Source organism: Sphingomonas sp. Leaf25 (assembly GCF_001421635.1).
Taxonomy (GTDB): domain Bacteria; phylum Pseudomonadota; class Alphaproteobacteria; order Sphingomonadales; family Sphingomonadaceae; genus Sphingomonas.
The window spans coordinates 66451-86948 of the sequence record NZ_LMKU01000023.1 but is presented as its reverse complement, the minus strand read 5'-3'; the positions used below and the strand labels follow the sequence as shown (position 1 = coordinate 86948).

Below are 20498 nucleotides of genomic sequence, written 5' to 3'. Positions count from 1 at the left end.
CCTCCCGACCACCCACAGCGTATCCTTAATGGGTGGTCGGGAGGGGGAGCGGGCCGGCACCGCTTTATCTGATACAGCGCACGTACCGACCGCAAAATTGTTCCGGCGGCGGTTGACGGCGGGTGGGTGGCTCCACATATCCGGGGCGCTGGCACTCCCCCCGGGTGAGTGCCAAGACCTGTTCAACGTATAAGGGAACCGCGCATGAACTTCCGTCCGCTGCACGACCGCGTGCTCGTCCGTCGCGTCGAGGCCGAGGAAAAGACGCTCGGCGGGATCATCATCCCCGACACTGCCAAGGAAAAGCCGCAGGAAGGCGAAGTCGTTGCCGCCGGCACCGGTGCCCGCACCGAAGCAGGCACGATCACCCCGCTCGACGTCAAGGCCGGCGACCGCATCCTGTTCGGCAAGTGGTCGGGCACCGAGGTCAAGGTCAACGGCGAAGACCTGCTTATCATGAAGGAATCGGATATCCTCGGCATTGTTGGCTGAGCGGTTCTTCCTTCTTCCAAGATCAACCTAATCTGAAAGGGTAGCCACCATGGCAGCCAAGGACGTAAAATTCGGTCGTGACGCGCGCGAACGCATCCTGCGCGGCGTCGACATCCTCGCCGACGCGGTGAAGGTGACTCTGGGGCCGAAGGGCCGCAACGTCGTCATCGACAAGTCGTTCGGCGCGCCCCGCATCACCAAGGACGGTGTGTCGGTCGCCAAGGAAATCGAACTGAAGGACAAGTTCGAGAACATGGGCGCGCAGATGGTGCGCGAAGTGGCCTCGAAGACCAACGACATCGCGGGCGACGGCACCACCACCGCCACCGTGCTGGCACAGGCGATCGTGCGCGAAGGCATGAAGTCGGTCGCGGCCGGCATGAACCCGATGGACCTGAAGCGCGGCATCGACATCGCCGTCATCAAGGTGGTCGAGGACATCAAGTCGCGCTCCAAGCCGGTGTCGGGCACCAACGAGATCGCCCAGGTCGGCATCATCTCGGCCAACGGCGACCGTGAAGTCGGCGAGAAGATCGCCGAAGCCATGGAGAAGGTCGGCAAGGAAGGCGTCATCACCGTCGAGGAAGCCAAGGGCCTCGAATTCGAGCTGGACGTCGTCGAGGGCATGCAGTTCGACCGCGGCTATCTGTCGCCGTACTTCATCACCAACCCGGAAAAGATGCAGGTCGAGCTTTCCGACCCGTACATCCTGATCCACGAGAAGAAGCTGTCGTCGCTCCAGGCGATGCTGCCGATCCTCGAAGCGGTGGTGCAGTCGGGCCGTCCGCTGCTCATCATCGCCGAGGACATCGAAGGTGAGGCACTCGCCACGCTGGTGGTCAACAAGCTGCGCGGCGGCCTGAAGGTCGCAGCGGTCAAGGCTCCGGGCTTCGGCGATCGTCGCAAGGCGATGCTGGAAGACATCGCGATCCTGACCAAGGGCGAAGTCATCAGCGAAGACCTCGGCATCAAGCTGGAGTCGGTGACGCTGGGCATGCTCGGCACCGCCAAGCGCGTGACGATCGACAAGGACAACACCATCATCGTCGATGGTGCCGGCGATGCGGACTCGATCAAGGGCCGCACCGACGCGATCCGTCAGCAGATCGAAGTCACCTCGTCGGACTATGACCGTGAGAAGCTGCAGGAGCGTCTGGCTAAGCTCGCCGGTGGCGTCGCGGTCATCAAGGTCGGCGGCGCGACCGAGGTCGAGGTCAAGGAGCGCAAGGACCGCGTCGACGACGCGCTGCACGCAACCCGCGCAGCCGTCGAAGAGGGCATCGTCCCCGGTGGCGGCACGGCGCTGCTGTACGCGACCAAGGCGCTCGAAGGCGTCACCGGCGTCAACGACGACCAGACGCGCGGCGTCGACATCGTCCGCAAGTCGCTGACCTCGCTGGTGCGTCAGATCGCGCAGAATGCCGGCCATGACGGTGCGGTCGTATCGGGCAAGCTGCTCGACCAGACCGATACCTCGTTCGGCTTCAATGCGTCGACCGACACGTACGAGAACCTCGTCGCGGCCGGCGTGATCGACCCGACCAAGGTCGTGCGCACCGCGCTCCAGAACGCGGCCTCGGTCGCCGGCCTGCTCATCACCACCGAAGCGACCGTTTCGGAACTGCCCGACGACGGCAAGGCTTCGGCGATGCCCGCCGGCGGCGGCATGGGCGGCATGGGCGGCATGGACTTCTGATCGAATGTGGCCTGCGCGAGCGATGGCTCGCGCAGGACTTGCATCGATCCGGCCGGCGGGTGCCTGTCACCCGACCGACGGGCACCGGCTTCGCCGGTGCCGGATCCAGACGCAGAAAAGGCCGGGAGGGGGATACCCTTCCCGGCCTTTTCGCGTTCAACGAACTTCGTCTATCCCAGCCGAAACACCTGCTCCACGACCCCATCCGCTCTGGCTACCGTCTCGACCCACGCGAACCCGGCGTGGCGCAGCACCGCGATCGAGCGAAGGTTGCTCGCTACCACCGAAGCGGAGACCGGCCTCTCCCTAGCCATGTCGAGGAACGCCACGACGGCACGACTGGCAACGCCCTGCCCCCAGTACCGGCGCCCGATCCAATAGGCGATCTCGCGCTGCCCTTCACGAATGAAGGTGGAGACATAGCCCGCCGTGACGCCATCGACAGCGACGGTTCGGACCTCGCAGTCGTTCCGGTTGAGAATCTGCTGCCAGTGCGCATCGAACGCCGGTCGCGGCCGGGACACGAACCCTGCCATCGCCGCAGCCATTGGATCACATTGATGTTCGTAAAAGACCGGCAGATCGTCGACAGTAACGATGCGAAGCCGGACCTCGGTCGGCATGACTATTTGGCCGGCTTCCACAACTGCGTCTGGCAGAAGAACGCGATGCAGCCCTGCACCTTCAGCGACCCGTCGGCATTCTTCGACACGATCGATTTGTAGCTCTTGCCATTGCGCGGGTCGTAGATCCGCCCGCGCCAATCGCTGCCGGCATCGGCAAAGCCCGACAGGATCGGTATGCCTAGGATCGGGCGCGACCGCAGCGCGGGATCGCCGTTGTTGACGTCGGTCATCGGCGCGCCGGGCGTCGCCTTGATGATGCGGACCAGTCGCCCGCACACCTTGTCGCCGCAGCGCGCGACTTCGATCACGCCTGCGCCGTCCTCGGTCAGATAGCGACCCGCGATCGGCGTCGCGGCGACGGCCGGGGTCGCGACCGCTACCGCGGCGAACACCAGCGCGTGCCGCATCACTTGAAATTGTCCGCGTAGGCTTGCAGCTTCAGCGTGCGCTCGGGCGCGGGCACGACATGATACTCGATCCCCTCGCGCTGGGCGTACTCGGTCGCGGCATCGAGCGAGGGAAACTTCAACTTCACCTGATCGCGCGTGTCGCCCGATCCCGCCCAGCCAGTCAGCGGATCGGCCTGCTTCGGCTCTGCCGGCTCGAACTCGAGCATCCAGGTGTGCGTCTTGGCACGCCCCGACTGCATCGCGTTCTTGGGGATCTGGTAGATACGGGCGCTGGGCATCGACGAAACCTTCGTGCAGGACAGGATTTATCCCTGCATAGCAAAGCCGGCGCGCCATGCCAGCAGGAGTCGCGCCTTGCCGCGACGCTAAATGCGCAGAGCATGGCAGGAATATCATGCCGGATCGGGCGTGTCGTTCGCCATGAACAGCCACATGGTCCGATTTCAGCCATTCCTCTTGTCTATTGCTCTTGCGACTGGTTATCATTAAAGATTGGTTTTCCCTTGTCTCTTCAATCAAAACCGCTTATTGCCCCGCGCGTCGCGGCAGGACCGCGCGTTTGACTGCACGGAGAGAACCTTGGCTCGCAAGAAGATCGCGCTGATCGGCGCCGGCAATATCGGCGGCACGCTCGCCCATCTCGCAGCGTTGAAGAACCTTGGCGACATCGTCCTGTTCGACGTGGCCGAGGGCATTCCGCAAGGCAAGGCACTCGACCTGTCGCAGTGCGGACCCGTCGAAGGGTTCGACGCGAAGATCATCGGCAGCAACGACTATGCCGACATCGCGGGCGCGGACGTCATCATCGTCACCGCCGGTGTCGCGCGCAAGCCGGGCATGAGCCGCGACGACCTGCTCGGCATCAACCTGAAGGTCATGAAGGCCGTCGGCGAGGGCATCAAGAACAATGCCCCCGACGCTTTCGTCATCTGCATCACCAACCCGCTCGACGCGATGGTGTGGGCGCTGCGCGAATTCAGCGGGCTGCCGCACCACATGGTCGTCGGCATGGCCGGCGTGCTCGACAGCGCGCGCTTCAGCCACTTCCTGGCGGACGAGTTCGAGGTGTCGGTCAAGGACGTGACCAGCTTCGTGCTGGGTGGGCACGGCGACACGATGGTCCCGGTCATCTCCTATTCGACCGTGTCGGGCATCCCCGTTCCCGACCTCATCAAGATGGGCCGCTCGACGCAGGAGAAGATCGACGCGATCGTCAAGCGCACCCGCGGCGGCGGCGGCGAGATCGTCGCGTTGCTCAAGACCGGCTCGGCCTATTACGCGCCCGCGACCAGCGGCATCGCGATGGCCGAAGCCTATCTGTACGACCAGAAGCGCGTGCTGCCCGCCGCCGCCTATGTCGACGGCCAGTACGGCGTGAACGACCTGTATGTCGGCGTGCCGGTGGTGATCGGTGCCGGCGGCGTCGAGCAGATCGTCGAGATCGCGCTGGACGACGAAGCAAAGGCGAACCTCACCGTGTCGGTCGACGCGGTCAAGGAACTGCTGGTCGCCTGCAAGGGCATCGACGAGACGCTGGCGTAAGCAGCCTCCCCGCTCTGGCGGGGACCAGGGACAGGCGCGACGGAAGCGGAGTAATTTTCGCCTCCGTCGCGGACCACGCCGGAAGGGCGGTCTGATCCGGCACCCCTACAGCACTGATGCCGAACGATCCGTTCGCCGGGCTGAACCGAATTTTCGCTCCGGCCACGGAGCAGCAAGGGAAACGAAGATGAGCATCCTCGTCAACAAGAACACCAAGGTCATCACCCAGGGGATGACCGGCGAAACCGGCAGCTTCCATACCAAGGCGGCGCTGGAATATGGCACGCAGATGGTCGGCGGCGTGACGCCGGGCAAGGGCGGCAGCGAGCACCTCGGCCTCCCCGTCTACAACACCGTCGCCGAAGCCAAGTCGAAGACCGGTGCCGATGCGTCGGTCATCTACGTTCCGCCGCCCTTCGCCGCCGATTCGATCCTCGAGGCGATCGATGCCGAAATCCCGCTGATCGTCGCGATCACCGAGGGCATTCCGGTGCTCGACATGGTCCGCGTCAAGCGCGCGCTGTCGGGCAGCAAGTCGCGCCTCATCGGCCCGAACTGCCCCGGCGTGCTGACGCCGGGCGAGTGCAAGATCGGCATCATGCCCGGCAGCATCTTCAAGCAGGGCAGCGTCGGCGTCGTCTCGCGTTCGGGCACGCTCACCTATGAAGCGGTGTTCCAGACCTCGAACGCCGGCCTCGGCCAGACCACGGCGGTCGGCATCGGCGGCGATCCGGTCAACGGCACCAACTTCATCGACGTGCTGGAGCTGTTCCTCGCCGACGAGGCCACCCAGTCGATCATCATGATCGGCGAGATCGGCGGCGATGCCGAGGAACAGGCCGCACAGTTCCTGATCGACGAGGCCAAGCGCGGCCGCAGCAAGCCGATGGCCGGCTTCATCGCGGGCCGCACCGCGCCTCCGGGGCGTCGCATGGGTCATGCCGGCGCGATCGTGTCGGGCGGCAAGGGCGATGCGGAAAGCAAGATCGCGGCGATGGAAGCGGCCAGCATCAAGGTCGCGGCGAGCCCCAGCGAGCTGGGTTCGACGCTGCTCGAAGTGCTGAACGGTTGAACTGACACGCCCCGCGCCACGACGCGCGCGGGGCACCGCCCGGTTCGACCGGGCAACAGCGGACGGGAAACGACCATGGGCTACGAAGGCCAGGATTTCGACATCGCCGCCGGCGTCAGCCCGGCATTCGTGGAAACGCTTTATGGTCGCTACCGCGAGAATCCCTCGTCGGTCGATGCCGGCTGGCGTCAGTGGTTTGACGGGCTGGAGGGCGCGACGCAGCATCCGAGCTGGCAGAGCAAGCGCTGGCCGCTGACCGATACCGACGCGCTGACCGCCGCGCTCGACCCGACGCAGATGGAACCGGCCCCCAAGCCGGCCAAGGGCGGCGGCGAGCCGGCTCCGGCGGCGGCTCCGCCCGCGCCCAAGGTCGATGTGGCCAAGGCGGCGGGCGACGCGATCCGCGCGCAGCTCCTGATCCGCACCTACCGGGTGCGCGGGCATCTTGCCGCCAATCTCGATCCGCTGGGCCTCGCACGCCGCGATCTGCCCGAGGATCTGCGCACCGAATATCACGGCTTTTCGGATGCCGAGATCGACACGCCGGTGTATCTCGGCGGCACGCTCGGGCTGGAATGGGCCACCGTGCGCGAGATCGTCGACATCCTGCGCGCCAACTACTGCGGCAATGTCGGCCTCGAATATATGCACATCGCGGACGTGGAGGAACGCAAGTTCCTGCAGGACCGGATGGAGGGCCGCGACAAGGCGATCCAGTTCACCGCCGACGGCAAGAAAGCGATTCTCAGCAAGGTCATCGAGGCCGAGCAGTGGGAGAAGTTCCTCGGCCGCAAATACGTCGGCACGAAGCGCTTCGGCCTCGACGGCGGTGAATCGATGATCCCCGCGCTCGAAGCGGTCATCAAATACGGCGGCCAGATGGGCGTGCGCGAGATCGTGTACGGCATGGCACACCGTGGTCGCCTGAACGTGCTGACCAACGTGATGGCCAAGCCGTTCCGCGTGCTGTTCCACGAATTCGCCGGCGGCAGCGCCAACCCGGACGACATCGGCGGGTCGGGTGACGTGAAATATCACCTCGGCACCTCGACCGACCGCACCTTTGACGACGTGTCGGTGCATATGTCGCTGGTCGCCAACCCCAGCCATCTCGAAGCGGTCAACCCGGTGGTGCTGGGCAAGGTGCGCGCGCAGCAGACCTTCCGCAGCGACCTCGAAACGCATGAGCAGGTGCTGCCCGTCCTGATCCACGGCGACGCCGCCTTCGCGGGTCAGGGGATCGTGTGGGAATGCCTCGGCTTCTCCGGCATCCGTGGCTACAACACCGGTGGCTGCGTCCACTTCATCATCAACAACCAGGTCGGTTTCACCACCAGCCCGCAGTTCGCGCGCAGTTCGCCCTATCCGTCGGACGTGGCGAAGGGCGTGCAGGCGCCGATCTTCCATGTGAACGGCGACGATCCCGAAGCCGTGACCTTCGCGACCAAGATGGCGATCGAGTTCCGCCAGAAATTCCACCGCGACGTGGTGGTCGACATGTGGTGCTATCGCCGCTTCGGCCATAACGAAGGCGACGAGCCGTCCTTCACCCAGCCGCTGATGTACGCCAAGATCAAGGGCCATCCCGGCGTCAGCGACATCTATGGCAAGCGGTTGCAGGACGAAGGCGTGATCGACGCCGGGTTCGTCAGCGCCAAGACCGGCGAGTTCACCCAGCATCTCGAAAGCGAGTTCGACGCGGCCAAGAGCTACAAGCCGAACCGTGCCGACTGGTTCGCCGGGCGCTGGTCGGGGCTGCACGCGCCGATGGACGCCGAGGGCGCGCGGCGCTCGGTCGAAACCGGCATCAGCCCCAAGCTGTTCGAATCGCTCGGCCGCACGCTGACCAGCGTTCCGGGCGACCTTCAGGTCCACAAGACGCTCACCCGCGTGCTCGACGCCAAGCGGGCGATGTTCACCAGCGGCGAGGGCTTCGACTGGGCGACCGGTGAGGCGCTGGCGTTCGGATCGCTGCTGTCGGAAGGGTTCGGCGTCCGCCTGTCGGGGCAGGATTCGGGTCGTGGTACCTTCTCGCAGCGGCATGCGGTATGGGTCGACCAGACCGACGAGCACAAGTTCGTGCCCTTGAAGACCATCGAGCATGGCAGCTTCGAGGTGCTGGACAGCCCGCTGTCCGAATATGGCGTGCTCGGTTTCGAATATGGCTATGCGCTGGCCGATCCCAAGGCGCTGGTGATCTGGGAAGCGCAGTTCGGCGATTTCGCCAATGGTGCGCAGATCATGATCGATCAGTTCATCGCGGCGGGCGAAGCGAAATGGCTGCGCGCCAACGGCCTCGTCATGATGCTGCCGCACGGCTACGAGGGTCAGGGGCCGGAGCATAGCTCGGCGCGGCTGGAGCGGTTCCTGCAACTGTGCGCGGGCGACAATATGCAGGTGGCCAACGTCACCTCGCCGGCGAACCTGTTCCACCTGCTGCGCCGGCAGATGCACCGCAATTTCCGCAAGCCGCTGGTCATCATGACGCCCAAGTCGCTGCTGCGGCACAAGATGGCGACGTCGAGCGCCGCCGAGTTCTTGGGCGACAGCCATTTCAAGCGGCTGCTGTCCGACCCGTCAGCCCCGGCCGATCAGGCCACGACGCGGCTGGTGCTGTGTTCGGGCAAGGTCGCGTTCGACCTGATCGAGGCACGCGACGCGGCGGGCGATACCGCCACGCAGATCGTGCGCGTGGAACAGATCTATCCGTTCCCCACCGATGCGCTGGTCGAGCGGCTGAAGCGTCTGCCCAACCTGACCGACGTAGTGTGGGCGCAAGAGGAGCCGAAGAACAACGGTTCGTGGTTCCTCGTCGAACCGGCGATCGAGGAAGCGCTGGCCGAGGCGAACGCGCCGGTGGCGCGCGCGCGCTATGCCGGTCGCACGGCAGCGGCATCGCCCGCTACCGGGCTGATGAAGCGTCACCAGGCCGAACAGGGCGCGCTGGTCGCCGATGCGCTCGGCCACAATGTCCGCGACGAAATCCGCCGTACCCGTCAGGCCGAGGGCGAACGCGCCACCGGCAAGGCCGCATCCTAACCGTGTTATTACCCCCGACACGGGGGAGATGAGGAAAATCCGATGGCAACCGAAGTTCTGGTCCCCACGCTGGGCGAATCGATCACCGAAGCGACGCTGGGCGAATGGCTGAAGCAGCCGGGCGAAGCGGTCGCGGCCGACGAGCCGATCGCCAGCCTCGAAACCGACAAGGTGTCGGTCGAAGTACCCGCGCCGGTCGCGGGCGTGATGGGCGCGCATGCGGTGCAGCCGGGCGACACCGTGTCGGTCGGCGCGATGATCGCCACGATCGACGCCGGTGGCGCCGGTAGCGCGCCCGCGCCCAAGGCGGATGCGCCGAAGCAGGAAGCGGCCCCCGCGCGTGCCGCTCCTGCCGCCCCGGCGCAGCAGGCACCGGCAGCGGCCGATGCCAATGTCGATGCCGCCGCGCTGTCGCCTTCGGTGCGCCGCGCGATCCTCGAGCACGGCGTCGATCCGGCCAAGGTCAAGGGCACCGGTCGCGACGGTCGCATCACCAAGGAAGACGTGGTCGCCGCCGCCAGCGACAAGTCGGCCGCCGCCGCTCCTGCGGCTGCTCCGGCAACTGTGGCCCCCGCCGCCAGTGCCTCGCCGGCGCGCAAGGAAGAGCGCGTCAAGATGACGCGCCTGCGCCAGACGATCGCCCGGCGACTCAAGGAAGCGCAGGATACCGCCGCGCTGCTCACTACCTTCAACGACGTCGACATGACGGCGGTGATCGAGGCGCGCGCGAAGTACAAGGACCTGTTCGAGAAGAAGCACGGTGTGCGGCTGGGCTTCATGGGCTTCTTCGTGAAGGCCGCGACGATGGCGCTGAAGGACATTCCGTCGGTCAACGCCAGCATCGAGGGCGACGAGATCGTCTATCGCGACTATGCCGACATCTCGGTCGCCGTGTCGGCGCCGGGCGGCCTCGTCGTCCCGGTCATCCGCGATGCCGACAAGCTGTCGGTCGCGGGCGTCGAGAAGACGATCGGCGACTTCGGCAAGCGCGCCAAGGAAGGCACGCTCAAGATGGACGAGATGAAGGGCGGCACCTTCACCATCTCGAACGGCGGCGTGTTCGGCTCGCTGATGTCGACCCCGATCATCAACCCACCGCAGTCGGCGGTGCTGGGCCTCCACCGCATCGAGGAACGCCCGGTCGTCCGTGACGGACAGGTCGTGGTGCGCCCGATGATGTATCTGGCACTCAGCTACGACCACCGCCTGATCGACGGTCGTGAGGCGGTGACGTTCCTCGTCGCGCTCAAGAACGCGATCGAGGACCCGACCCGCCTGCTGATCGACCTGTAAGAAGGATCGGGCACCGATGGGCATGGTGATCTATCTGCGGCGGGCTGGCGATGCCGACCTCGACCGGTTGGTCGCCGACCCGTCGGTGTTCGAGACGTTCGTGTTCGACGAGGGGGTCGAGAACCTCGACCTCGTCGATTTCGACATGGGCTGGCATGCGCTGCATTACCTGCTGACCGGATCGGCCGACGATGTCGGCCATCCGCTCGGGATCATCATCGCCGCCTTGCCCGAACTGGGCGCGGACGAGAATGGCGAGGGCGGGATCGGGTTGATCGCGCCCGAGCGGATGAAGGCGTTCGCCGATGCGCTCGACGCCCAGGACGATGCGACGATCGCCCGCCGGTTCGACCAAAAGGCGATGATGAAGGCCGATGTGTATCTCGCCGACACGTTCGTCGGTGGCGATGCGATCGACTATATACTGCAAGGGCTTCCGGCCCTTCGCCAATTCGCGGCACACTGCCGCCGTACCGGCGACGGCGCGATCCGCGTGATCGCCCACAACGACTAGGACGGGATAGAAACCAATGGCTGACTACGACTTCGACGTCCTCGTGATCGGTGCCGGACCCGGCGGCTATGTCGCGGCGATCCGTGCGGCGCAACTGGGCCTCAAGGTAGCGTGCGCCGAGGGCCGCGCGACGCTGGGCGGGACCTGCCTCAACGTCGGGTGCATCCCGTCGAAGGCGCTGCTGCACGCCTCCGAGCTGTACGAGGAAGCGACCGGCGGGCATCTCGCCAAGTTCGGCGTGAACATCGCGGGCGCGACGCTCGACCTTGATCAGATGCACGCCGAAAAGGCCAAGGCGGTCGGCGAGCTGACCGGCGGCATCGAATATCTGTTCAAGAAGAACAAGGTCGAATGGCTGAAAGGCTATGCCGCGTTCGAGAACGACAACACGGTCAAAGTCGGCGACCGTACCGTCACCGCGCGCGACATCGTGATCGCCACCGGATCGTCGGTGATGCCGCTGCCGGGCGTCGAGGTGGACAATGACGCGGCGATCATCGTCGATTCGACCGGCGCGCTGGCGCTGCCCAAGGTGCCCGAGCATCTGGTGGTGATCGGCGGCGGCGTGATCGGCCTCGAACTCGGCAGCGTGTGGCGTCGCCTCGGCGCCAAGGTCACGGTGGTCGAATATGCCGACCAGATCCTGCCCGGCTTCGACGGCGAGGTCCGCAAGGAATCGGCCAAGCTGTTCAAGAAGCAGGGCTTCGACCTCAAGACCTCGACCAAGGTCACGGCCGCTTCGGTCGATGGCAGCACCGCCACGCTGACGGTCGAACCCGCCGCTGGCGGCGAGGCGACGACGATCACGGCAGACGCGGTGCTGGTGTCGATCGGCCGCCGTGCGAACACCGAGGGCCTCGCGCTCGACAAGGCGGGCCTAGACGTCAACCAGCGCGGGCAGGTGGACATCGACGAGGAGTTCCGCACCAAGGTCGACGGCATCTGGGCGATCGGTGACGTGGTGCATGGTCCGATGCTGGCGCACAAGGCCGAGGACGAGGGCGTCGCCGTCGCCGAGTTCATCGCCGGGCAGACCGGCATCGTGAACCATGACGTGATTCCGAGCGTGGTCTACACCATGCCCGAGATCGCCGGCGTCGGGCTGACCGAGGAAGCGGCCAAGGACAAGGGCGAGATCAAGGTCGGCAAATTCCCCTTCGCCGCCAACAGCCGCGCCAAGACCAATCGCGACACCGATGGCTTCGTGAAGGTCATCGCCGATGCCAAGACCGACCGCGTCATCGGCGTATGGATCGTCTCGTCGCTAGCCGGCACGATGATCGCACAGGCGGCGCAGGCGATGGAATTCGGTGCGACCAGCGAGGACATCGCCTACACCTGCCACGCGCACCCGACGCACGCAGAGGCGCTCAAGGAAGCGGCGATGGCGGTACGGGGCAAGGCGATCCACATCTGATCGTTCGCGTACGGACACGGCTTCATGGGGGCGGGACACGGCAGCGTGTCCCGCCCCTTTTGCGTTGGTGGCTGGCCGTCACACCCTGACGATGGCATGCTCAGCCCCGACAGGGATAGGAGAGCAGGATGCGGGTCGGCCTTGGTTGTCTGATCGCGTTATCGGCTATCGGTAGCGGCTGCGCGGCCGGATCGTCGCCATCCAGCATCGGAACGGCAATCTATGTTCCGCCGGTGCGGCTGGGAGGAACGGGCAGCGTCATGTTCCTGCCGGCTTCGCAGCCGGCCATCGCGAGTGCCGACGAAGCGATCATCCGCGCGGCGTTGAAGCATGTTGCCGCTCCCGGCCAATGCGTCACGCCGATGCTTGCTCTTCCTCCGTTCGGTGAGCTGGGCGATATGGCGCGACAGGCGGCCGCACCGATCGCCCGGATACCGGCCGCAGCCGACCCGGTCCGGTCACGATCAGGATCGTGGTACGACATGGCGGGCAGACCCATCGATCCGCGGACGGCGGCGCGGATCGATCATGGGATCGCCATGATCGTTGCAGCGATACCGGGCGAGAGCGCCAGCGCCCCGCTTCTCATCCTACCGGCGTGGCTGGGACATGGTCAGTCGATCGGCAACGACACCTGCGACCAGGTCCGGCTGTCACGGCCAGCCCGGTACGGAACGCTTGCGTTCGTCTCTGTCGACCTTCGCCGGGATCGCCGCGACAGTCAGGGAGAGTTGCTGGCGTTCGACGGGACTGGCGGACGATGGCGTGTCATCGCACAACAAACCCTCTGGATCACCTGATACGAAACGGCCCGCACCGCGCGAGCGGTACGGGCCGTTGCCGATAGTCGTGTCGCTCGCGCCTCAGGCGGCGGGCGGCACGACCTCTTCCTTCACGCGGGTGATCCGGCGGCGGCGGGGCCGTTCGGCACCGTCATCAGGCGTCGAGAGTGCTGGCGGCAGGCGATCCGCGTCGATCGATGGCGCGGCTTCGGCCGGAACTGCTTCGAGCGGGGCGGCTTCGGCCCGGACGCGCGGGGTGCGGCGACGGACCGGCTTGGCCTCGTCCGGTTGGGTGGCGACGACGGGTTCGGGCACGACGTTTTCCTGCGTGCCGACCTCGCCCTCTACCGCGCGGACTTCACCCGCACCGGGGATGGTACGCGGCGTATCGCGGCGGATGCGTTCGCGCTGCGGACGCTCCTCACGGGCTGGGCGATCGTCGCGTGCGGCACGCTCTTCGCGCGGCGCACGGTCTTCGCGAGGGGCGCGATCGTCGCGCTGGACGCGCGGCTGGCGCTCTTCGCGCTGGCCGCGATCGTCGCGGTTGCCACGGTCATCGCGCTGGCCGCGTTCCTCACGATTGCCGCGATCGTCACGCTGGCCGCGCTCTTCGCGATTGCCGCGATCGTCGCGCTGGCGATCGTCGCGGCTGCCGCGTTCCTGCTGGCCGCCGTCGGCGTTATCGCCGTCGAACTCGAAATCATCGTCCTCGCCGCCGTCGAAGTCGTCGCGCACGCGGCGCTGTTCCTCGACCCGCGACCGGCCCGCTTCGAGCACGCGAAAATAGTGATCGGCGAACTGGAGATAATATTCGGTGTTCACCCGGTCGCCGGCGCGTTGCGCATCGGCGGCAAGGTTCTTGTATTTCTCGAGCAGTTGCGCGGCATTGCCACGCGCGCGATTGTCGATACGATTGCCGGTTTCACGCGAATTGCCGCCGCCGCTTCCCGGCTGGCGCTGGCCACCGCGACCGCGACGGCGGCCGGCCTGACGATTGTTCATCAAGGGTTGGTTGTCCTGTCCTTACCTGTCCGTCGATCTCGCGATCCCGGGTGCGAGCAAATCCGCGAGGCGATGCGCAAAGGCACCGTCCGCCTGCCATGGCCGCGGGACGGCGGCGCACATGACGATGGAAGGAGCCCTGCCCGCTATCAACGACGTGGTCGATGGTGCCTGCCCCGCCATCGGTCTTAGCGGGTGCAACCGGCTTCTCCAAGCGGAAAGATGGGGCGCGCCGCCGTTCGGTTCAACCCGCAAGGATGCAGCGCGGCCGGCCGCCCAGATCGCGGACCAGCGTCGCCGACAGCCCGGCGGCGCGGACCAGCGTGGCGACCGCCTCGCCTTGGGTATGGCCGATCTCGATCGCGGCGATGCCCCCTTTGTCTAAAAGGCGGGGAAGATCGGGCACGATGCGCCGGTAGTCGTCGAGCCCGTCGTAACCGGCGAACAGCGCCTCGCCCGGTTCGTGACCGACGACCTCGTGCGGAAGCGATTCGCCGGTGCCGATATAGGGCGGGTTGGCGAGGATCAGGTCGTAGCGACCGTCGATGCCGGCGGTCCAGTCGCCCTGTCGCCACTCGGCCCGATCGCTCATGCCCAGCGCCGCGCCGTTGCGCCGGGCATAGTCGAGCGCGGCCGGCGAGGCATCGACGCCGAGGCCGGTGGCGCCCGGCCATTCGGCGAGCGCCGCCAGCAGCAGCGTGCCGGGACCGGTGCCGAGGTCGAGGATGCGTTGCGGTGTGCGGGTGACGAAGTGGCCCAGCGCCGCTTCGATCAGCGTCTCGCTGTCGGCACGGGGGACGAGGACGCCGGGGCCGACCATCAGCTCGATCGTCCAGAACGCGCGGCTGCCGGTGATATAGGCGACCGGTTCATGGGTTAGGCGGCGATCGACCAAGTCCTCGAACCCCTCGGGGATGGGGTCGTCCAGCCTCATCAACAACATGGTTTCGCGCGTGCAGCCGAGCGCGTGGGCGGCGAGGAGTTCGGCGTCGAGACGGGGGGAGTCGGAGACTTCGGCGATGCGCGCCGTCGCTTGGGTCAGCGCCTGGCGGAGCGTGGTCATGGAATCACGCGAAGGCGCGAAGGCGCAAAGAAGAAGGAGATTGTTCGCGCAGAGGCGCAGAGGCGCGGAGGGGTTGCGCGTCGGGTGACGTTCCGCGCTGTCGCGTTCGGTCAGCGAAGGCAGCAGGATAGATCGCTGCGCGATCGACGGGCGCACCCCCTCCGCGCCTCTGCGCCTCTGCGCGAATACCCTTCTTCTTCGCGACCTTCGCGCCTTCGCGTGAACGCAAATCACCCATCCAGCGTCGCCAGCCGCTCCGCCTCGTCCTGCGCGATCAGTGCGCCGAGCAGTTCCTCCATCTCGCCTTCCAGAATTTCGGGCAAACGGTGGAGCGTCAGGTTGATGCGGTGGTCGGTCACGCGCCCCTGCGGGAAATTATAGGTGCGGATGCGCTCCGACCGGTCGCCCGATCCGACCATCGAGCGGCGCGTGCCGGCGCGCTCGTCGGCCAGCCGCGCGCGTTCGGCTTCGTAGAGGCGGGTGCGCAGGACTTTCAGCGCCTTGGCCTTGTTCTTGTGCTGCGATTTTTCGTCCTGCTGGATCACGACGAGGCCGGTGGGCAGATGGGTGATGCGCACCGCCGAATCGGTGGTGTTGACCGACTGGCCGCCCGGCCCCGACGAGCGATAGACGTCGATGCGCAGGTCGCGCGCCTCATCGATCTGGACGTCGACTTCCTCGGCTTCGGGCAGGACCGCGACGGTCGCGGCGCTGGTGTGGATGCGGCCGCCGCTTTCGGTCGCGGGCACGCGCTGGACACGGTGGACGCCGCTTTCGAACTTCAGGCGCGCGAAGACCCCCGCGCCGGTGACGCTGGCGACGACTTCCTTGTAGCCGCCCGCGTCGGATACCGATGCCGAGATCAGCTCGATCCGCCAGCCGCGATTGTCGGCATAGCGCTGGTACATGCGGAACAGGTCGCCGGCGAACAGCGCGGCTTCGTCACCGCCGGTGCCGGCGCGGATTTCGAGCATCGCCGCGCGTTCGTCGGCCGCGTCACGCGGCAGCAGCGCCAGCGCCAGCGCGCGTTCGGCCGATTCGAGCTGCCCGCGATTGGCGTGCAGCTCCTCGATCGCCATCGCGCGCATGTCGTCGTCGGCGTCCTGCGTCATGTGCGTCAGGCTATCGCTCTCGGCGCGCAGCCGGCGGACCTCGCCCGCCGCCTGTGCGACGGGTTCGAGTTCGGCATATTCCTTCGACACCGCGACGAAACGGTCGCCGGGCAGGTCGCCGGTCGCCATCTGCGCGGCGAGTTCGTCGCGCCGCGCCTCGATCTGGGCGATGCGTTCGGGGGCGATGGTCATGCGACAACCCTCTCGTCATTCCCGCGCAGGCGGGAATCCATTGCCGCTGCGGGTGCGGATCGATCGAGACGTTGGCGTGTATGGATCCCCGCCTTCGCGGGGATGACGGAATATATCATTCGGGTGCCTTTGCCTCGCCCTCGAACCCACCGATCAAAGGACCGACGACGTCGCGCACATAGGCGTCACGATCGAACCGTTCCGACAGTTGCTGGAAGTGGAAGTCGGCGGCCTGGCCGGTCGTTCCGCGCACGAACAGGATGCCATCCAGCTTGCGTTTCTTCGCAACTTCGACCTGTCGCTTCGCATTGCCCTTGAACGCCGCATCGATCGCGACTCCACCGCGCCGAAGCACACCGGTAATCCGGATGGCTTCCGAGGCAAAATCCGGGTTGTCTGCTATGACCGCAAGCGTGATCCGGTTATCTGCCGGCTCTTCCAGCAGCATCGCCAGCCGTTCGATCCCCGCTGCCCAGCCCACACCCGGCGTCGCCGGACCGCCGAGCGACTCGATCAGCCCATCGTAACGCCCACCGGCCAGCACGGTCCCCTGCGCGCCCAGCCGGTCGGTCACGAATTCGAACGCGGTGTGGCGGTAATAGTCCAATCCGCGCACCAGCCGGTCGTTGCGGGTCCACTGCACCCCCGCCGCATCGAGCCCGCCGGTGACGGCGGCGAAGAAGTCCGCTGCCTCGGCCGTCAGAAACGAATCGATTCCCGGCGCCGAATCGGCGATCGGCCGGTCGCGCGGGTCCTTCGAATCGAGGATGCGCATCGGATTCTTGTCGAGGCGTTTCAGGCTGTCTTCCGACAGGTCGGCGCGGTGCCCCTCGAAATGCTCGACCAGCGCCGTGCGCCATGCGTCGCGCGTCTCGGCGTCGCCCAGCGTGTTGAGCTGCAACGTCACGCCATCGGCGATGCCCAGTTCCTTGAGCAACTGGTCGGCCATCGCCAGCAGTTCGACATCGGCCATCGGCTCGGCCGCGCCGATCACCTCGGCGTCGATCTGGTGGAACTGGCGATAGCGGCCCTTCTGCGGGCGTTCGTAGCGGAACACGGGTCCATGCGTCGCGAGCTTCAACGGCGCATATTGCTGCCAGCCTTCGGTCAGGTACGCGCGGGCGATGCCGGCGGTGAATTCGGGGCGCAGCGTCAGCGAATCGCCGCCACGATCCTCGAACGAATACATCTCCTTTGACACGACGTCGGTCGTCTCGCCCAGCGAGCGGGCGAAGACGGCGGTCGATTCGAACACCGGCACCTCGACCCGCGCAAAGCAATAGAGGCGGCGCACACGCTCGAAGGTTTGGGCGACATGGGTGAAGCGCCGCTCGAAATCGCCGAAAATATCCTGGGTGCCCCGGACGGGGCGCGGGGTGGTGATCTTTGCCATTATGCCGCGCGATTTATGGTGTCCGCCGCGCGAACGCCAGTGTTTCCACGCGGCTCTGCGCGCGACCGGTTGACCCCGGCGATATGGGTGTGGCAGGGGCAGGTTTCGCGCGGGCGGGTATAGTACAATGGTAGTACAGCAGCCTTCCAAGCTGAATACACGGGTTCGATTCCCGTTACCCGCTCCAGTGCCCTCCCCTATCGTGGTCCGAACAGGATCACCGCGCAGCCGGTGAGGCACAGCCCCGCACCGACTACATCGAACCGGTCGGGCACCAGCCCCTCGACCCACCAACCCCACAGCACCGCGCCGAGCACATAGACGCCGCCATAGGCCGCATAGGCGCGCCCTGCCCCGGCGGTATCGCTCTGCGCCAGCACCCATGCGAAGCCGGCGAGCGCCGCCATGCCGGGCAGGACCCACCAGACCGACCGGTCGAGCCGCCACCACGCCCAGAAGGCGAAGCAGCCGCCGATCTCGAGCAGCGCGGCGATGAGGAATAGGATGGGGGTCGGGATTATCTTGCTTCCCGCGAAGCACCGCCGCGCCAAATGCGCGGGCGGTGGTGGACAGGGCTGGATTCGAACCAGCGTACGGGAAACCCGGGCAGATTTACAGTCTGCTGCCTTTAACCACTCGGCCACCTGTCCAGCCGCCACCTGAACGGGCCAGCCGTTCAAGCGAGCGCGCCCATTGCCGTCCCGGCGCGGCGCTGTCAACGGCTTGCACCATATTCATGGGCAACTTAGCGTCGCGACCATCCATTTTTCATGAGGGAACCCCGAGTTTGCGCCCCATCCTGCTCGCAACCTGCCTGATTGCCGCCCCCCTCGCCGCGCAGAGCGTCGACCGCGACGCGGTGAACCGCATCCTCGATGAAGGCACCACCCGGACGCAGGTGATGCCGATCGCCGAGCATCTGACCGATCGCATCGGCCCCCGCCTGCCCAATTCGCCGCAAATGCGCGAGGCCGAGCGCTGGACGCAGGCGAAGTTCCGCGAATGGGGTCTGACCACCACCGCCGAGGGGTTCGAGTTCGGGCGCGGCTGGACGATCGAGCGGTCGAGCGTGCGGATGGTGACGCCGCGCGTGATCGCGCTGACGGCGATCCCGATCGCATGGACGCCGGGCACCGACGGCCCGGTGGCGGCACCGGTGATCGTCGCGCCGATCGCCGAGGAGAAGGATTTCGCCGACTGGCGCGGCAAGTTGCGCGGCAAGGTAGTGATGGTGTCGCGGCCGGGCACCGGGTCGGAACCGACCGAGCCGGCCTTCCGCCGGCTGACCGGCGAGGATTTGGCCAAGGCCGATAGCTGGCGCGAACCCGAATATGATCCGGCCGACACCGACCGGCGCGCCAAACGGCTCGACTTTGCGCAAAAGCTCGATGCGTTTCTGAAGGCCGAAGGGGCGGTGGCGATGGCGACGATGTCGTCGCGCGACGGCAAGCTGCTGCATGGATCGGGCTATCTCTTCACCCGCGCGGTCGCCCCCGTCGTGCCGGCGGTCGAGATCGCGGCGGAGGATTACCGCCGGCTCGCCCGCCTTGCGGTCAGCGGCCCCGCGCCGACGATCGAGATCGACAGCAAGGTCCGCTTCGACGACAGCGATCCCACCGCCTACAACATCATCGCCGATCTGCCCGGCACCGATGCCAATGCGGGCTATGTGATGGCCGGCGCGCATTTCGATAGCTGGGTCGCGGGCGACGGCGCGGTCGACAATGCGGCGGGCACCGCCGTGGTGATGGAGGCGGCACGTATCCTGTCGGCGCTCAAGGTCCGGCCGAAGCGCACCATCCGCTTCGCGCTGTGGAATGCCGAGGAACAGGGACTGCTCGGCAGCCTCGCCTATGTCGAACGGCATATCGCGACGCGGCCCGAACCGGCGGCCGGCCGGGACGGCGGCCTCGCGCGCTTCTATGGCTGGAGCAACCGCTTCCCGATCACGAAGAAGCCCGGCTACGACGCGATGACCGCCTATTTCAACATCGACAACGGCTCGGGCAAGATTCGCGGGATCAATGCCGAGAACAATGTCGCCGCCGTGCCGAGCTTACGCGACTGGCTCAGCCCGTTCGCGTCGATGGGGGCGACGACCGTCGCCAACCGGCGGACCGGCTCCACCGATCATTATTTCTTCCAGTCGGTGGGGCTGCAGGGGTATCAGTTCATTCAGGACCCGCTCGACTATGGCAGCCGCTTGCACCATACGAGCATCGATACCTTCGATCACATCAAGGGGCCGGACATGCGGCAGAACGCGATCATCCTCGCGTCGCTGCTGCTGAGCGCCGCCAATGCCGAGCGGCCGCTGCCGCGCCCGCCGCTTCCCACCCAACCGGTCGCCACCGACCCCTACGCTATCCCTGAGAAAGACTGACATGGCCCGCAAAGGACACCGCCCGAGCAAGGCATCGCCGCAACGCCCGCGTTTCTGGGGCCGCCACGCAGCCTTCGCCGCGCTGGACAATCCCGAACGCACTATCCGCAAGATCTGGTGTACGCACGAGATGGGCGCGAGCCTGGTGCTGCCCGAGGGCGTGCCGGTGGTCTATGCCGAGGTCGCCGATCTGGCCCGCCTCGTCCCCGCCGATGCGCCGCATCAGGGGATCGTGGTCGAGGCCGATCCGCTGGAGGACATCTGGCTGGCCGACCTGATCGAACAGGGGAAGGGCGACGACCGGCCGATCCTGTTGCTCGATCAGGTGACCGATCCGCACAATGTCGGCGCGATCCTGCGGTCGGCCGCCGCGTTCGACTGCCTTGGCATCGTCACGCAGGACCGGCATGCCCCGCCCGAATCGGGGACGGTCGCGCGCTCGGCATCGGGCGCGCTGGAGAGCGTGCCGT

19 protein-coding genes, 2 tRNA genes and 1 pseudogene are annotated in these 20498 nt (G+C 66.6%); 12 read left to right on the top strand and 10 right to left on the bottom strand.

Features of this window, described 5'->3' with window-relative positions; all coding sequences use genetic code 11:
- Positions 1 to 204 precede the first annotated feature (204 nt).
- Complete coding sequence (groES, locus tag ASE78_RS08295; protein WP_055761206.1) at positions 205 to 492, top strand: co-chaperone GroES; 288 nt, start codon at positions 205 to 207, stop codon at positions 490 to 492.
- Positions 493 to 541: 49 nt separating this feature from the next.
- Positions 542 to 2188 (top strand): chaperonin GroEL, encoded by a 1647-nt coding sequence (gene groL, locus ASE78_RS08290; protein ID WP_055761209.1) that lies wholly within the window; start codon positions 542 to 544, stop codon positions 2186 to 2188.
- A 170-nt stretch (positions 2189 to 2358) separates the two neighbouring features.
- Here groL and ASE78_RS08285 read toward each other — a convergent pair whose 3' ends face one another.
- From ASE78_RS08285 to ASE78_RS08275, 3 genes are read right to left on the bottom strand one after another with little or no spacing between them, the layout of a single operon-like run.
- Complete coding sequence (locus ASE78_RS08285; RefSeq protein ID WP_056495637.1) at positions 2359 to 2811, bottom strand: GNAT family N-acetyltransferase; 453 nt, start codon at positions 2809 to 2811, stop codon at positions 2359 to 2361.
- 2 nt (positions 2812 to 2813) lie between these two features.
- Positions 2814 to 3221: a DUF2147 domain-containing protein gene (locus ASE78_RS08280; RefSeq protein WP_056495635.1), complete on the bottom strand. Its 408-nt coding sequence runs from the start codon at positions 3219 to 3221 to the stop codon at positions 2814 to 2816.
- On the bottom strand, positions 3221 to 3502 hold the full coding sequence (locus tag ASE78_RS08275; RefSeq protein ID WP_056495633.1) for an ETC complex I subunit: 282 nt from the start codon (positions 3500 to 3502) through the stop codon (positions 3221 to 3223). Before ASE78_RS08275 ends, ASE78_RS08280 begins: the two co-directional genes overlap by 1 nt.
- A 301-nt stretch (positions 3503 to 3803) precedes the next feature.
- On the opposite strand from ASE78_RS08275, the gene mdh reads away from it, so the two are divergent.
- The 7 genes from mdh to ASE78_RS08240 all read left to right on the top strand — a co-directional run bounded on the left by mdh (position 3804) and on the right by ASE78_RS08240 (position 12901).
- Positions 3804 to 4766 (top strand): malate dehydrogenase, encoded by a 963-nt coding sequence (mdh, locus tag ASE78_RS08270; RefSeq protein WP_056495632.1) that lies wholly within the window; start codon positions 3804 to 3806, stop codon positions 4764 to 4766.
- Between the two features lie 187 nt (positions 4767 to 4953).
- Entirely contained in the window at positions 4954 to 5838 is an 885-nt protein-coding gene (gene sucD / locus ASE78_RS08265; protein WP_056495630.1) for a succinate--CoA ligase subunit alpha, read from the top strand.
- 75 nt (positions 5839 to 5913) lie between these two features.
- Positions 5914 to 8877 carry a 2-oxoglutarate dehydrogenase E1 component gene (locus ASE78_RS08260; RefSeq protein WP_082467084.1) on the top strand — a complete coding sequence of 988 codons (2964 nt, stop codon included), beginning with the start codon at positions 5914 to 5916 and terminating at the stop codon, positions 8875 to 8877.
- Positions 8878 to 8919: 42 nt separating this feature from the next.
- A complete protein-coding gene (gene odhB / locus ASE78_RS08255; protein ID WP_056495628.1) occupies positions 8920 to 10170 on the top strand; it encodes a 2-oxoglutarate dehydrogenase complex dihydrolipoyllysine-residue succinyltransferase in 1251 nt (416 codons plus the stop codon).
- 16 nt (positions 10171 to 10186) lie between these two features.
- Positions 10187 to 10684 carry a DUF1877 family protein gene (locus ASE78_RS08250; protein WP_056495624.1) on the top strand — a complete coding sequence of 166 codons (498 nt, stop codon included), beginning with the start codon at positions 10187 to 10189 and terminating at the stop codon, positions 10682 to 10684.
- Positions 10685 to 10700: 16 nt separating this feature from the next.
- The gene (lpdA, locus tag ASE78_RS08245) at positions 10701 to 12101 is read left to right on the top strand and encodes a dihydrolipoyl dehydrogenase (protein ID WP_056495621.1); all 1401 of its coding nucleotides are present in this window, start codon (positions 10701 to 10703) and stop codon (positions 12099 to 12101) included.
- Between the two features lie 128 nt (positions 12102 to 12229).
- The gene (locus ASE78_RS08240; RefSeq protein ID WP_156351362.1) at positions 12230 to 12901 is read left to right on the top strand and encodes a hypothetical protein; all 672 of its coding nucleotides are present in this window, start codon (positions 12230 to 12232) and stop codon (positions 12899 to 12901) included.
- Positions 12902 to 12964: 63 nt separating this feature from the next.
- Here the strand turns inward: ASE78_RS08240 and ASE78_RS19535 are convergent, their stop codons facing one another.
- From ASE78_RS19535 to hisS, 5 genes and pseudogenes are all read right to left on the bottom strand, one after another.
- Entirely contained in the window at positions 12965 to 13198 is a 234-nt protein-coding gene (locus tag ASE78_RS19535) for a hypothetical protein (protein WP_235514997.1), read from the bottom strand.
- Between the two features lie 504 nt (positions 13199 to 13702).
- Positions 13703 to 13885: pseudogene (locus ASE78_RS19530) on the bottom strand (DUF4167 domain-containing protein); the annotation flags it as partial.
- Positions 13886 to 14129: 244 nt separating this feature from the next.
- Entirely contained in the window at positions 14130 to 14948 is an 819-nt protein-coding gene (gene prmC, locus ASE78_RS08230) for a peptide chain release factor N(5)-glutamine methyltransferase (RefSeq protein WP_056495616.1), read from the bottom strand.
- 230 nt (positions 14949 to 15178) lie between these two features.
- On the bottom strand, positions 15179 to 16252 hold the full coding sequence (gene prfA, locus ASE78_RS08225; protein ID WP_056495611.1) for a peptide chain release factor 1: 1074 nt from the start codon (positions 16250 to 16252) through the stop codon (positions 15179 to 15181).
- Positions 16253 to 16367: 115 nt separating this feature from the next.
- A complete protein-coding gene (gene hisS / locus ASE78_RS08220; protein WP_082467083.1) occupies positions 16368 to 17645 on the bottom strand; it encodes a histidine--tRNA ligase in 1278 nt (425 codons plus the stop codon).
- 113 nt (positions 17646 to 17758) lie between these two features.
- Between hisS and ASE78_RS08215 the strand changes: the two genes are divergently transcribed.
- Positions 17759 to 17832: transfer RNA gene (locus ASE78_RS08215), tRNA-Gly, on the top strand.
- Between the two features lie 10 nt (positions 17833 to 17842).
- Here the strand turns inward: ASE78_RS08215 and ASE78_RS08210 are convergent.
- Both ASE78_RS08210 and ASE78_RS08205 read right to left on the bottom strand, forming a co-directional pair.
- Positions 17843 to 18196, bottom strand: a complete 354-nt coding sequence (locus ASE78_RS08210) for a YnfA family protein (protein WP_162236478.1) — start codon at positions 18194 to 18196, stop codon at positions 17843 to 17845.
- Positions 18197 to 18208: 12 nt separating this feature from the next.
- Positions 18209 to 18295 (bottom strand) — tRNA-Tyr (locus tag ASE78_RS08205).
- Positions 18296 to 18381: 86 nt separating this feature from the next.
- Here ASE78_RS08205 and ASE78_RS08200 point away from each other — a divergent pair.
- Positions 18382 to 20028 carry a M20/M25/M40 family metallo-hydrolase gene (locus ASE78_RS08200; RefSeq protein WP_156351360.1) on the top strand — a complete coding sequence of 549 codons (1647 nt, stop codon included), beginning with the start codon at positions 18382 to 18384 and terminating at the stop codon, positions 20026 to 20028.
- 1 nt (position 20029) lies between these two features.
- Positions 20030 to 20498, top strand: a 469-nt coding sequence (locus ASE78_RS08195; protein WP_414886834.1) for a TrmH family RNA methyltransferase, incomplete at its 3' end; no start/stop codon positions are given.